A 13,245-nucleotide genomic window follows, 5' to 3' on the forward strand; every position below is an offset into this window, starting at 1 on the left:
CTGGCGCTTTCGATGGAAAGCGCGGGTCAACAAATTCCGGTCGGGAGGACCAGACATGGGTGTTGAAGGCATCGGCGCACGCGTGCTGCGCAAGGAAGACAAGCGTTTCATTACCGGCAAGGGCCGCTACGTCGACGATATCAAATTGCAGGGCATGACCCATGCGTATTTCATTAGAAGTCCGCACGCGCACGCCAAGGTGAAGGGGATCGACTCTTCCGCCGCGCTGAAGATGCCGGGCGTTGTCGCGGTGCTCACGGGACAGCAGCTCGTCGACGACAAGGTCGGCAACCTGATCTGCGGCTGGGCCATCACCTCCAAGGACGGCAGCCCGATGAAGATGGGTGCATGGCCGGCGATGGCGCCGGAGACGGTGCGCTTCGTTGGACAGGCCGTCGCTGTCGTGATCGCCGAGAGCAAGAATCTGGCGCGCGACGCGGCGGAAGCCGTCGTCGTCGATTACGAAGAGCTTCCGGCGGTCGCCGACATGCACGCTGCCATCAAGCCCGGAGCACCGCAGCTTCACCCCGAAGCCCCCGGCAACCAGGTCTACGACTGGGTGATCGGCGACGAGAGTGCGGTGGATGCAGCCTTCTCGAAGGCCGCCAATGTGGTCAAGCTCGACGTCACCAACAACCGCCTCGCGCCCAACGCGATGGAGCCGCGCGCGGCGATCGCCGATTACGACGCGGCGGAGGAGCATTTCACGCTCTACACGACGTCGCAGAACCCGCACGTCGCTCGCCTCGTGCTGTCGGCGTTCTACAACATTGCCCCCGAGCACAAGCTGCGCGTGATCGCGCCCGACGTCGGCGGCGGCTTTGGCTCGAAGATCTTCATCTATCCCGAAGAGATGGTGGCGCTGTGGGCCTCCAAGAAGGTCGGCCGTCCCGTGAAATGGACCGGCGACCGCACCGAGGCCTTCCTCACCGACGCGCATGGCCGTGACCACGTGACCCATGCCGAGATGGCCTTCGACGCCAACAACAAGATCACCGGGTTGAAAGTGAAGACCTACGCCAATTTCGGCGCCTACATGTCGCTGTTCTCGTCGTCGGTGCCGACCTATCTCTACGCAACGCTCCTGTCCGGCCAGTACAACATCCCGGCGATCCATGCCGAGGTGATCGGGGTCTACACCAACACCACGCCGGTCGATGCCTATCGCGGCGCCGGCCGCCCCGAGGCCAGCTATCTGCTCGAGCGGCTGATGGAAACGGCAGCGCGGCAATTGAACGTCGATCCGGCCGCACTGCGCCGGACCAACTTCATCACTCAGTTTCCGCACCAGACGCCTGTCATCATGGCCTATGACACCGGCGACTTTAATGCTTCGCTCGATGCGGCGATGAAGGCGATCGACTATGCCGGCTTCCCTGCCCGCAAGGCACAAGCAAAGGCACAAGGCAAGCTGCGCGGCATCGGCGTATCCTGCTACATCGAGGCCTGCGGCATCGCGCCGTCAAAGGCCGTCGGCAGCCTGGGTGCCGGCGTCGGCCTGTGGGAATCGGCTGAGGTGCGCGTCAACCCGGTCGGCACCATCGAGATCCTGACCGGCTCGCACAGCCACGGCCAGGGTCACGAGACCACCTTCTGCCAGCTCGTCGCCGATCGCTTGGGCGTTCCCATCAGCCAGGTCTCGATTGTCCATGGCGATACTGACAAGGTGCAGTTCGGCATGGGCACCTATGGCTCGCGCTCGGCGGCCGTAGGTCTCACTGCGATCCTGAAGGCAATGGAGAAGATGGAATCCAAAGCCAAGAAGATTGCCGCGCATGCGCTGGAGGCTTCCGAGGCCGACATCGTCATCGAGAACGGCGAGTTCAAGGTCACGGGCACCGACAAGGCGATCGCCTTCCCGATGGTCGCGCTCGCGGCCTACACCGCGCACAATCTGCCTGAAGGAATGGAGCCCGGCCTGAAGGAAAGCGCCTTCTACGACCCGACCAACTTCACCTTCCCGGCCGGCGCCTATATCTGCGAGCTCGAGGTCGATCCCGGCACCGGCAAGACGTCCTTCGTCAACTTCGTCGCGGCCGACGATTTCGGCCGGCTGATCAACCCGATGATCGTCGAGGGACAGGTTCATGGTGGACTCGCCCAAGGCATCGGGCAGGCGCTGCTCGAGCACGCGATCTACGATGCCAACGGCCAGCCGGTCACGGCCTCGTTCATGGATTACTCCATGCCGCGCGCCGACGATCTGCCCTCGTTCAATCTCTCCCACACCACGACGCTGTGCCCAGGCAATCCCCTGGGCATCAAGGGTTGCGGTGAGGCCGGCGCGATCGGCGCTTCTGCAGCCGTGATCAACGCGATCACGGATGCGATCGGCAAGAACAATCTGGAAATGCCCGCAACCCCGGACAGGGTGTGGCGCACGATCCACGCGGCTTAAGAGGGAGGAACGAAGATGTACCAAACCACCTATCATCGGGCTTCCTCGGTCGAAGAAGCCGTGAGCCTGTTCGGCAAGAGCAGCGAGGCGAAATTTCTCGCCGGCGGACAGACACTGCTGCCGGTCATGAAACAGCGGCTTGCCAGTCCCTCCGACGTGATCGACCTCGGCAGGATCAAAGAGTTGCAGGGCATCGAGCTGTCAGGCGATACGCTGACAATCAAGGCCGCCACGACCTATTACGACATCATGCAGAATGCCGATGTGAAGAAGGCGATCCCCGCGATTGCCTATCTCACCTCGGTGCTCGGCGACCCTGCCGTGCGCTATCGCGGCACGATCGGCGGCTCGATTGCCAACAACGATCCTGCCGCAGACTTTCCGGCCGCGCTGCTGGCGCTCGGCGCGACCGTAAAGACCAATAAGCGATCGCTTGCGGGGGAGGATTTCTTCCAGGGCCTGTTCACCACGGCGCTCGAAGACGGCGAGATCATCACCGCTGTGTCGTTCCCGGTTCCGGCAAAAGCGGGTTACGAAAAAATGCGGCACCCGGCCTCGCGCTTCGCACTGACCGGTGTGTTCGTCGCGCAGACCAAGTCCGGCGAGGTTCGGGTGGCCGCCACCGGCGCCTCGCAGTCTGGTGTGATGCGCGTGCCCGCAATCGAAGCCGCGCTGAAGGCGAACTGGTCGCCATCGGCGCTCGACAGCGTCAGTATTTCTGCAAGCGGATTGCTGGCTGACATCCACGGCACGGCCGAGTACCGGGCCAACCTCGTCAAAGTGATGGCGCAGCGCGCGGTAGCCGCGGCTGGGTGACGTTCGCGCTTCAGCGCCTCGACGCAATTTTTCCGCGGCGCGCACTTCGGTGCGCGCCGCTTTTATTATGCGCCCATGCATGAAAAGCGCTTGCCTCGTTCGGTGTAAGGCGGGAAAAGTTAATTGACCAATTAACTCGATAGAGGAAACGTCCAGGCGAATGCGCTCATCGCGCACGCGCGCTGCGATCCGAGGAAACAACAACGTGCTCGACAAACCAGCCCAAAACTCCTCCGTCCGCACCTCCGGCCCGCTGTCGGGCTTTCGCATCGTCGAATTCGCCGGCATCGGACCCGGCCCGTTCGCCTCCATGATGCTGGCCGACATGGGCGCCGACGTCGTCACGCTCGATCGCGTCGGCGCGAGGAAGAGCATGAAGTCGGTGGCGGGCCGCGGCCGCAAGGTGATCGAGCTCGACCTCAAGGACAAGGCGGCGATCGCGCAAGTGCTCGACCTGCTGGCCAGCGCCGATGCGCTGGTCGAAGGCTTCCGTCCCGGCGTGATGGAGCGGCTCGGGCTCGGGCCGGACGTGGTGCTCGCGCGCAACCCCAAGCTGGTCTATGGCCGCATGACGGGCTGGGGCCAGGAAGGCCCGCTTGCCAACGCCGCCGGCCACGACATCAACTACATCTCCATCACCGGTGCGCTCGCCGCGATCGGCACCAAAGAGGCACCGGTGCCGCCGCTCAACCTGGTCGGCGATTTCGGCGGCGGCGCGCTTTATCTCGTCGTCGGCGTGCTGGCCGCACTGCTGGAGGCGCAGAGATCCGGCAAGGGCCAGGTGGTCGATGCCGCGATGTGCGACGGCGCGGCGTCGCTGATGTCGTTCTTCTTCGATATGACCACGATGGGACGCTGGACCGAGGAGCGCAGCCAGAACTTCCTCGACGGCGGCGCGCATTTCTACGGCGTCTACGAATGCGCCTGCGGCCATTTCGTCTCGATCGGCTCGATCGAGCCGCAATTCTACGCGCTGCTGCGCCTGCATGCGGGCCTGACCGACGCCGATTTCGACGCGCAGATGGATCGGAACGCCTGGCCGGCGCTGAAGGAGAAGCTGAAGGCGGTGTTCAAGAGCAAGACGCGCGAAGACTGGTGCAAGATCATGGAAGGCACCGACATCTGCTTCGCGCCGGTGCTGACCATGTCGGAAGCCACGCAATACCCGCACATGGTCGCGCGCAACGTCTTCATCGAGCGCCATGGCGTGAAGCAGCCCGCGCCCGCGCCGCGCTTCTCGCGCACACCCTCCACGGTTCGCGAGCCGGAAGCGGCGGAGATCGGTGCGGTCACGAAGGCGTGGAAGGCAGCGAAGTAGCCTCAGCGCACGAATCCGTAGGGTGAAAAAGGCGCATAGCGCCGTGCCCACCATCTCTCGGAGATCGCTACAGAACTGGTGGGCACGCTTACGCTTGCCCACCCTACGGCACTGAGCTATGCCGCGCTGTCCACCTTCAACACCCCGCGCCGGATCTGATCCTCCTCGATCGATTCGAACAGAGCCTTGAAATTGCCCTCGCCGAATCCATCGTCGCCCTTGCGCTGGATGAATTCGAAAAAGATCGGCCCGATCGCGTTGGCCGAGAAGATTTGCAGCAGCACCTTGGTCTGACCGCCCTCGACCACACCCTCGCCGTCGATCAAAATGCCGTTGGTCTTGAGACGTGCGACGTCCTCGCCGTGTTTGGGCAGGCGCGCGTCGATCTTCTCGAAATAGGTATCGGGCGGAGGCGGCATGAAGGGCAGGCCGGCCTCGCGCAGGCCTTCGATGGTTTGGTAGATGTCGCGGCAGCCGCAGGCGATGTGCTGGATACCTTCGCCGCGATAGGTCTTCAGATATTCCTCGATCTGGCCGGAATCGCCGGCATCCTCGTTGATCGGAATCCGGATCTTGCCATCCGGGCTGGTCAACGCGCGCGAGAACAGGCCCGACGCGCGGCCCTCGATGTCGAAGAAGCGGATCTGGCGGAAGTTGAACAGCTTTTCGTAGAAGCCGGCCCAAACATCCATGCGACCGCGATGGACGTTGTGGGTGAGATGGTCGAGATAGAACAGGCCCGCGCCGAACGGCCGCGGATCGCGCGCCCCTAACCATTCGAATTCGGCATCATAGGCCGAGCCGTTGTCCCCATAGCGATCGACCAGATACAGCAGGCTGCCGCCAATACCCTTGATGGCGGGGACGTCGAGCGTCTTTTGCGAGGACGATACGTCGGCCGGCTCGGCACCGAGCGCGATCGCGCGATCATAGGCCGCCTTCGCATCGACAACACGGAACGCCATCGACGGCGCACAAGGGCCGTGCGCGGCGACGAAGTCGTGACCGTGGGTGCCGGGCTCTTCGTTGACGAGATAATTGATGTCGCCTTGGCGATAGACCGTGATCTTCTTCGCCTTGTGGCGCGCCACGGCCGTATAGCCCATCAGCTTGAACAGCGCGTGCAACTCTTCCGGGTTGGGATGCGCATATTCGACGAACTCGAACCCGTCGGTTCCCATCGGATTGTCGGCGCTGATCCTGGCCGGCGGCGCATCGTGCGGAAACGGACCCATGGTGTTCTCCCAAATTGCTGCTGGGCAGAACTATCCTTCATGTAGCGCGCAATGAGCGTGCAAATCCGCCGCTATTTCTCTATCTTACACACGATCCATGCACAGAATGGGCGAAATACGCATGATCTCAGTTGATGCCTTCGACCTCAAGATTCTCGACGCACTCCAGGACGATGGCCGCCTCACCAACCAGGAGCTCGCCGGCCTCGCTGGCCTCTCTGCCTCACAATGCTCGCGGCGTCGGATGCGGCTTGAAGAGGAGAAGGTGATCGCGGGCTACCACGCTGATCTCTCCAGCGAGACGCTCGGCTTCAGCGTGGTCGCCTTCATCCAGGTGACGCTGGCGACGCACTCGCCGGACAACGCCAAGCGCTTTCGCGCGCTGGTCAATCGAATCGACGAAATCCAGGAGGCCTATTCGCTCACCGGCGATGCCGACTATGTGCTGAAAGCCGTGCTGCGCGACCTCAAGGGTCTCTCCAACCTCGTCAACGACGTCCTGATGCCGCATCAGAGCGTCGCGCATGTGCGCTCCTCAATCGTGCTCGACAGGCTGAAGGAGAGCACGCGGCTGCCGCTCAAGGAGATCAAGCCCGGCTGAAATCGAGGGAAATCCGGCATTCGTGCTAGGCATGGGATCTGCGATGATTGAGGCCAGTCCGCGGAGATTCGACCATGGCCCTCCAGCTTCGACCGAATTGCGAATATTGCGACCGCGACCTGCCGCCGAATGCAATCGAGGCGCGGATCTGCTCCTATGAATGCACGTTCTGCGCGCACTGCGTCGAGACCAAGCTCTTCAATGTCTGCCCAAACTGCGGCGGCGGCTTTATGCCGCGCCCGATCCGCCCCACGCAAGAATGGCGGCCGGGCGTCTGCACGACCAGGCAGGCGCCCTCCGACAAGCGGGTGCATCTGAAGTACAGCCTGGAAGATGTCGCTGCGCATTGCGCGAGGATACGCGAGGTGCCGCCGGAGAAGCGGTGAACTCTCTCCGCGCCGTCATTGCGAGGAGCCCTTGCGACGAAGCAATCCAGACTGCCGCCATGGAAAGATTCTGGATTGCTTCGCGGAGCCTGTCATCGGGCCGCGCTTCGCGCGGACCCGTTGGCTCGCAATGACGGAGAATGTGGATAGAGCCTCGCGCCACGCTCCCCAGTTATTCCGCCGCCAGAATCGTCCCCTCCACTTCGCCAAACCCCACGCGATAGCCATTGCCCTGGCACCAACCGCGCATGACGAGAGAATCGCCGTCCTCCAGGAAGGAGCGTTTGGCGCCGCCGGGCAATTCCACGGGCTCGGTGCCGTTCCAGCTGATTTCCAAGAGGCTGCCGCGCTGGTTCTTCTCCGGGCCGGAGATGGTGCCGCTCCCAAGGAGATCGCCGACGTTCATGGCGCAACCGCTGGAGGCGTGGTGCATGAGCTGCTGCACCGACGACCAGTACATGTACTTGAAATTGGTGCGGCTGATGCTGGCGGGGGCGTTGGCACCGGCGGTGCGCAAGGACACGTCGAGCGCGATGTCGTAGTTCTGCGGCTTGCTCTGCTTGAGATAATCGAGCGGCGCCGGCTCCTGCTCCGGCCCCTTCAGCCGGAATGGCTCCAACGCTTCGCGCGTCACGACCCATGGGCTGATCGAGGTTGCGAATGCTTTTGCCAGGAACGGGCCAAGCGGCACATATTCCCATTGCTGGATATCGCGCGCGCTCCAGTCGTTGAGCAGCACGAACCCGAAGATCATCTCCTCGGCCTGGCTCTCGGTGAGCATGCCGCCCATCGGCGACGGCTGGCCAACGACGACGCCCATCTCCAGCTCGAAGTCGAGCCGCTTGCACGGCGCGAAGCTCGGCAAGTCCACATTCGGCGGCTTCAGCTGCCCCCGCGGGCGCTTCACCTTCGTGCCTGACACCACGACGGTCGAAGCTCGGCCATTATAAGCGATCGGCATATGTAGCCAGTTCGGCTGGAGCGCATTGTCCTTGCCACGGAACATCACGCCGACATTCGTGGCGTGCTCCTTGGAGGAATAGAAGTCGGTGTAGCCGGAGACGGTGAAGGGCAGATGCAGTTTTGCATCGCGCATCGGCACGAGCGCCTGCTTGCGCAGCTCCTCGTTGTCGCGCAGCTCCGGATGATCGTGGCGCAGGAGCTCACTGATCCGCGCCCGCGTCTTGGACCAGACGTTTGGTCCCAGCGCCATGAACGGATTGAGCGAGGCTCCGGAGAACACGCCGAGTGGACTGATATCGAGCCGCGAGTCCTGCTCGAGCTCCCAGAGATCGAGCACGTAGTTGCCGATCGCGACGCCCACGCGCGGCGTCGGATTGGCCGCAGTCGAGAACACACCATACGGCAGGTTCTGGATCGGAAAGTCCGAGGCGGGCTCGATGTCGATAAAGGAGCGGAGGCTGGGTTCGTTGGGGTGAGGCATAGGTTTTCCGTGGCGCAGCGGTGACGGTGTCACCCTCCCCTGGAGGGGGAGGGTCGGCTCATATTGAGCGCAGCGAAATATGAGACGGGGTGGGGTGATCTCTCAACACGGGCGGTGTTCCTTGCGGAGAGACCGTCACCCCACCCCGCTACGCATTCCGCTTCGCTGCATGCGTAGCGACCCTCCCCCTCCAGGGGAGGGTAAGAGGCATTACGGCGTGTTCGGATCGAACCGCTTCTCCAGGCCCTTCCAGCAATCGGCGTAATCGTCCTGGAGCGTCGACGACTTCGCCGCATGCGCAGTGACGCGCTGCGGGTAGCGGGTTTCGAACATGAAGGCCATGGTGCCGGTCAGCTTCACGGGTTTCAGCTCGCCGTTGCTGGCGTGCTCGAAGGCGTCGCGATCCGGCCCGTGCGGCAGCATGCAATTGTGCAGGCTGATGCCGCCGGGGACGAAGCCTTGCGGCTTGGCATCGTAGACGCCGTAGATCAGCCCCATGAATTCGCTCATGATGTTCATGTGATACCAGGGCGGGCGGAAGGTGTTCTCGGCGATCATCCAGCGCTCGGGGAAGATCACGAAGTCGATATTCGCGGTGCCCGCGGTCTCGGATGGTGAGGTCAGCACCGTGAAGATCGAGGGGTCGGGATGGTCGAAGCTGATCGCGCCTACGGGAGAGAACGTGCGCAGATCGTACTTGTACGGCGCGTAATTGCCGTGCCAGGCCACGACGTCGATCGGCGAATGGGCGAGCTGCGTCTTGAACAGCGAGCCGCCCCATTTCACGTAGAGCTCGGTCGGCGTGTCCTTGTCCTCGTAGTTTGCGACCGGCGTGAGGAAGTCGCGCGCATTGGCGAGGCAGTTGGCGCCGATCGGGCCGCGCTCCGGCAGTGTGAAAGCGCCGCCATAGTTCTCGCAGAGATAGCCGCGCGCCGGACCGTTCGGGATCTCGACGCGGAACTTGACGCCGCGCGGGATCACCACGATCTCGCCGGGCTCGGCATCGATGCAGCCAAACTCGGTGACGATACGCAGATTGCCCTGCTGAAGTACGAACATCAGCTCGCCGTCGGCATCATAGAAGTGCTGGTCCACCATCGACTTGGTGATGAGGTAGACATGCGCCGCCATGCCGGCCTGCGTGTTGACGTCGCCGGCGGTCGTCATGGTCTGCACGCCCTGCAGGAAGGTCATCTCCTCCTGCGGAATCGGTGCCGGATCCCAGCGCAGCTGCGCGATCGGCAGATCGTATTCATGGCACGGCGCCGAGCGCCACAGCCCGGCATCGATCTTCTCGAAGCGGCCGGAATGCTTCACCGACGGACGAATGCGATAAAGCCAGGAGCGCTCATTGCTGCCGCGGGGCGCCGTGAAGGGCGAGCCGGAGAGCTGCTCGGCATAGAGCCCGTAGGCGCAGCGCTGCGGCGAATTACGTCCAATCGGCAGCGCGCCCGGCAGCGCCTCGGTCTCAAAGCTGTTGCCGAAGCCGGACATGTAGCCCGGCGTCACCTGCGCGGAACTGCGGATGATCTGATCGGGCGAGGTGTTGATGTTCATGACTATCCTCCTCCTTGCAGCGCTGCCCACATTTCCTGGTCGCGCTTGTCGGTCCAGATCACAGGATCGTCGATTCCCGACGCTTCGTCATAGGCGCGCGACACGTTGAACGGCAGGCAGTGCTCGTAGATGGCGAAGCTCGAAAATTTCGGATCCATCACCTCGCGCGTCGCCGCCATCGTCTCCTTCAGCGTGCGCCCCTTGGCGACGGAGATCTCCGCGGCCCCATAAAGCGTTGTGACGAAATCACGCGTCATCGCGATGGCCTCGCGCACGGTGGCTGTGCCCTTCAGGGCATCACCGCGGCCCGGCGCGATCGCCTTGGGATTGAAGTTGCGGATCTCGTTCAGCGTCAGCGGCCATTCGCGCAAATGCGCATCACCGCAATAGCAGGCCGAGTGATATTCGATGAGATCGCCGGAAAACATCACCTCGGCGTCCGGCACCCAGGCGACGATGTCGCCGGAGGTGTGGCCGGCACCTAACTGGATCAGGCGCACCTCGCGTTTGCCGAGATAGATCGACATCTCGCCCTCGAAGGTCAGGGTCGGCCAGGTCAGGCCTGGAATGCTCTGCGCATCCTGGAACAGGCGCGGGAAGCGGCCGTATTCGGAATCCCAATCCTGCTTGCCGCGCTCTTCGATCAGCCGATAGGTCTCCTGCGAGGCGACGATGCCTTGCGCCTTGTAGGCGGAGGCGCCAAGCACGCGCACCGCGTGATAGTGCGACAGCACGACATATTTGATCGGCTTGTCGGTCACGGTGCGCACGCGCTCGATCACCTTGTTCGCCATTGCGGGCGTCGCCTGCGCATCGAACACGAGACAGCCGTCGTCGCCGACGATGATTGCGGTGTTGGGATCGCCCTCGGCGGTGAACGCATAGAGATCGGTACCGATCTCGGAGAAGGTGATCTTCTTCTCGGAGAGATCGCCGGTGGATGCGAAGTTCTTCGCCATCAATTCGTCCTTCAAGTCACTGGGTTATTGTTGTTGCTGTTGTTGCTGCTGGCCGTCGATCATGCGCCGCTTTGCAAGCCCGATCGCCTCCCGCAGCACGTCGATGTCGCCGATATGGTTGGCGAGGATCAGCACCAGCGCCGCGTCGAAATCGGCACTCTGCTCGTCGGTGAGCCCGCGATGGGCCTCGACGATGGCGCGAAAGGCATCGTCGGGGCGCGCGAAGTTGGAACTGGTGGAGAGCGGCATCAGAACCTCAATACAAGCCTTCGGCCCGCGCCAGCGCCGCCGCGATCATCGCACGCGTCGGGCGGCGGAAGCGCGCCGCGACATAACCGTCAGGCCTCAGCAGATAGGCGGCGCCCGGCTCGGCGCCGTAGCGTTTCGCGACCAGGCCCGAGGGATCGGCAAGTCCGCCCTCATCTCCAATGCGGATGCCCTTGATGCCATCGGGCACATCGGTCGGCGCGCCATTGCTGAACGACAGCAAGGTGAAGTCCGTTCCACCCTTGCGGAAGGCATCCGTCAGATAGATCTGCTCGCCGGCGCGCGTTGCGACGGGCGCGTCGAGCATGGAACAGCCGGGCGACGGTCCGCCGTGCCACGTATCCGCATCGAGCGAGGACAGCGGGGAGTCGTAGCTGCACGGCACCGAGAGCCGGCCGCCATTGACCATGCGCTTGCCGAACTCGGTCTCCTTGGCGAGCGACAGCACCGCCTTGCGCAGCCGCGCTTCCTGGTGCGAGTTCGGCGCCATGAAATCGGTCGAGCGGGTGGATTCGCGGATGTTCTCGTCAGCCGCCATGCTGCGCTCGGCATGATAGCTCTCGAGCAGGCTCGCGGGCGAAGTCCCGCGCAGCACACGGTCGAGCTTCCAGGAGAGATTCTCGGCGTCCTCGAGTCCCGAGTTCGCGCCGCGTGCGCCGAAGGGCGAGACCTGGTGAGCGGAATCGCCGGCAAAAATCACGCGGCCGTGGATGAACCGGTCCATCCGCCGGCATTGAAATTTATACAGCGAGATCCACTCGAACTCGAACTTGTCGTGCCCGAGCATGCGCGCGATGCGCGGCCGCACGTTTTCCGGCTTCTTCTCGACGACGGGATCGGCGTCGCGATTGAGCTGGAGATCGATGCGCCAGACATCATCAGGCTGCCGGTGCAAGAGCGCCGAACGTCCGGCATGGAACGGCGGATCGAACCAGAACCAGCGTTCAGTCGGGAATTCCGCGGTCATCTTGACGTCGGCAATCAGGAACTGGTCCTCGAACACCTGTCCCGCGAATTCGGCGCCGACCATCTGCCGCAGCGAGGAGCGCGCGCCGTCGCAGGCAATGACATATTGCGCGTGCAGCCGATAGGCGCCCTCGGGCGTTTCGATCGTCAGCGCGACGGCATCGTTGCGCTGCTCCAGCGCCGTCACCTTGTTGCGCCAGCGCAGGTCGATCGCAGGCAGATCCTGGATACGATCGACCAGATAGGCTTCGGCGTAATATTGCTGAAGGTTGATGAAAGCCGGCCGCTTGTGACCGTCCTCGGGCAGCAGGTTGAACTGATAGAGCTGCGACTCGCCGTGGAAGATCCGGCCGACGCTCCAGACCACGCCCTTCTCGACCATGCGGTCGCCGACTCCGAGCCGGTCCCAATATTCCAGCGAACGCTTGGAGAAGCAGATCGCGCGCGAGCCTTCGCCGATACGATCGGCATCATCAAGAAGAACGACGCGCTGGCCGCGTTGGGCAAGGTCTATCGCCAGCGACAGCCCGACCGGACCCGCACCGACGACCACGACCGGATGCGCGGCCGGGTCCTGGCCCGAACGATCCTGATCGGGGTGGCGTTGGTAGCCGAACTGGGATTTGGCGTGCGCCATGCACTAACCTCGGCTCTGGTCAGGAGAGGACTGATCTGCTAGATAGTCTCACGTGCAACTATTTTGGACCGGAGCCGGCCGGCCGTCAACCGAATTCGGAGCGCTCTGCTTGGCAAGGACATCCAGTGACATCGCGCTGAGGACACGCGAAGCCGAAGAGGCTTCATCGCGGCCAAAGCCTCGGCTCGATCTGTTCAAGTTCGTGCCGTTCCGCCTCAACCGGCTCGCCGCGGAGGTGAGTTCCGCGCTCGCGGTGGAATATCAGGAACGGCATGGCCTCGATATTCCGGCGTGGCGCGTGATCGCCACGCTCGGCTTTCGCAACGATGCCTGTAGCGCGCAATTCATCTCGCAATGCACCCGCACGCACAAATCGACCATCAGCCGTGCGGTGACGACGCTGCTGCAGCAGGGCTTGATCGAGCGGGTCGAGAACGAAGCCGATCGCCGCGAATTTCGCCTGCAACTGACGAAGAAGGGCCGCGCGCTCTATGAAGAGCTGTTCCCGCAATTGCTGCGACGGGAAGACGAGATCCTCGCCTGCCTTTCCGCGCAGGAGCGCAAGCAGCTCTCGGCTTTGCTCGGCAAGATCGAAGAGAGCCTCGACCTGATCCAGACCAGCGAAGAGGCGGACGCCAAGCAGGCGTATTAGGCGATGCTG

General features: G+C 63.3%; 12 protein-coding genes. 6 read left to right on the forward strand and 6 right to left on the reverse strand.

The genetic code is table 11. The features are described 5' to 3' along the window. Window positions 1–55: 55 nt before the first annotated feature. The 3 genes from IVA96_RS08230 to IVA96_RS08240 all read left to right on the forward strand — a co-directional run bounded on the left by IVA96_RS08230 (window position 56) and on the right by IVA96_RS08240 (window position 4,532). Window positions 56–2,398, forward strand: a complete 2,343-nt coding sequence (locus tag IVA96_RS08230) for a xanthine dehydrogenase family protein molybdopterin-binding subunit (protein WP_247297719.1) — start codon at window positions 56–58, stop codon at window positions 2,396–2,398. A 15-nt stretch (window positions 2,399–2,413) separates the two neighbouring features. Then, window positions 2,414–3,214: a xanthine dehydrogenase family protein subunit M gene (locus IVA96_RS08235; RefSeq protein ID WP_247276741.1), complete on the forward strand. Its 801-nt coding sequence runs from the start codon at window positions 2,414–2,416 to the stop codon at window positions 3,212–3,214. 205 nt (window positions 3,215–3,419) lie between these two features. Then, entirely contained in the window at window positions 3,420–4,532 is a 1,113-nt protein-coding gene (locus IVA96_RS08240; protein ID WP_247416780.1) for a CaiB/BaiF CoA-transferase family protein, read from the forward strand. 116 nt (window positions 4,533–4,648) lie between these two features. On the opposite strand, the gene hppD is transcribed toward IVA96_RS08240, so the two are convergent. Beyond that, window positions 4,649–5,767, reverse strand: a complete 1,119-nt coding sequence (gene hppD / locus IVA96_RS08245; protein WP_247276743.1) for a 4-hydroxyphenylpyruvate dioxygenase — start codon at window positions 5,765–5,767, stop codon at window positions 4,649–4,651. A 121-nt stretch (window positions 5,768–5,888) separates the two neighbouring features. On the opposite strand from hppD, the gene IVA96_RS08250 reads away from it, so the two are divergent. Together IVA96_RS08250 and IVA96_RS08255 are read left to right on the forward strand one after the other, a co-directional pair. After that, a complete protein-coding gene (locus IVA96_RS08250; RefSeq protein ID WP_247276744.1) occupies window positions 5,889–6,368 on the forward strand; it encodes an Lrp/AsnC family transcriptional regulator in 480 nt (159 codons plus the stop codon). Between the two features lie 74 nt (window positions 6,369–6,442). Beyond that, window positions 6,443–6,754: a DUF1272 domain-containing protein gene (locus IVA96_RS08255; RefSeq protein ID WP_247276745.1), complete on the forward strand. Its 312-nt coding sequence runs from the start codon at window positions 6,443–6,445 to the stop codon at window positions 6,752–6,754. Between the two features lie 172 nt (window positions 6,755–6,926). Here IVA96_RS08255 and fahA read toward each other — a convergent pair whose 3' ends face one another. The 5 genes from fahA to IVA96_RS08280 all read right to left on the reverse strand — a co-directional run bounded on the left by fahA (window position 6,927) and on the right by IVA96_RS08280 (window position 12,584). Beyond that, a complete protein-coding gene (fahA, locus tag IVA96_RS08260; protein WP_247278666.1) occupies window positions 6,927–8,198 on the reverse strand; it encodes a fumarylacetoacetase in 1,272 nt (423 codons plus the stop codon). 210 nt (window positions 8,199–8,408) lie between these two features. After that, window positions 8,409–9,755 carry a homogentisate 1,2-dioxygenase gene (hmgA, locus tag IVA96_RS08265; protein WP_247278665.1) on the reverse strand — a complete coding sequence of 449 codons (1,347 nt, stop codon included), beginning with the start codon at window positions 9,753–9,755 and terminating at the stop codon, window positions 8,409–8,411. 2 nt (window positions 9,756–9,757) lie between these two features. Further along, window positions 9,758–10,714: an MBL fold metallo-hydrolase gene (locus IVA96_RS08270; RefSeq protein ID WP_247278664.1), complete on the reverse strand. Its 957-nt coding sequence runs from the start codon at window positions 10,712–10,714 to the stop codon at window positions 9,758–9,760. Window positions 10,715–10,738: 24 nt separating this feature from the next. After that, window positions 10,739–10,963, reverse strand: a complete 225-nt coding sequence (locus IVA96_RS08275) for a DUF2783 domain-containing protein (protein WP_131874472.1) — start codon at window positions 10,961–10,963, stop codon at window positions 10,739–10,741. Window positions 10,964–10,970: 7 nt separating this feature from the next. Next, entirely contained in the window at window positions 10,971–12,584 is a 1,614-nt protein-coding gene (locus IVA96_RS08280) for an FAD-dependent oxidoreductase (RefSeq protein WP_247278663.1), read from the reverse strand. Between the two features lie 109 nt (window positions 12,585–12,693). Between IVA96_RS08280 and IVA96_RS08285 the strand changes: the two genes are divergently transcribed. Then, a complete protein-coding gene (locus tag IVA96_RS08285; protein WP_247278662.1) occupies window positions 12,694–13,236 on the forward strand; it encodes a MarR family transcriptional regulator in 543 nt (180 codons plus the stop codon). Window positions 13,237–13,245: the final 9 nt, after the last annotated feature.

The organism is Bradyrhizobium sp. 159 (assembly GCF_023073795.1).
Taxonomy (GTDB): domain Bacteria; phylum Pseudomonadota; class Alphaproteobacteria; order Rhizobiales; family Xanthobacteraceae; genus Bradyrhizobium.

Coding starts and splice junctions, on each gene's coding strand:
- IVA96_RS08230 (WP_247297719.1), top strand. CDS start 56: ATGGGTGTTGAAGGCATCGGCGCACGCGTGCTGCGCAAGGAAGACAAG.
- IVA96_RS08270 (WP_247278664.1), bottom strand. CDS start 10,714: ATGGCGAAGAACTTCGCATCCACCGGCGATCTCTCCGAGAAGAAGATC.
- IVA96_RS08255 (WP_247276745.1), top strand. CDS start 6,443: ATGGCCCTCCAGCTTCGACCGAATTGCGAATATTGCGACCGCGACCTG.
- hmgA (WP_247278665.1), bottom strand. CDS start 9,755: ATGAACATCAACACCTCGCCCGATCAGATCATCCGCAGTTCCGCGCAG.
- IVA96_RS08280 (WP_247278663.1), bottom strand. CDS start 12,584: ATGGCGCACGCCAAATCCCAGTTCGGCTACCAACGCCACCCCGATCAG.
- IVA96_RS08275 (WP_131874472.1), bottom strand. CDS start 10,963: ATGCCGCTCTCCACCAGTTCCAACTTCGCGCGCCCCGACGATGCCTTT.
- IVA96_RS08250 (WP_247276744.1), top strand. CDS start 5,889: ATGATCTCAGTTGATGCCTTCGACCTCAAGATTCTCGACGCACTCCAG.
- fahA (WP_247278666.1), bottom strand. CDS start 8,198: ATGCCTCACCCCAACGAACCCAGCCTCCGCTCCTTTATCGACATCGAG.
- IVA96_RS08235 (WP_247276741.1), top strand. CDS start 2,414: ATGTACCAAACCACCTATCATCGGGCTTCCTCGGTCGAAGAAGCCGTG.
- hppD (WP_247276743.1), bottom strand. CDS start 5,767: ATGGGTCCGTTTCCGCACGATGCGCCGCCGGCCAGGATCAGCGCCGAC.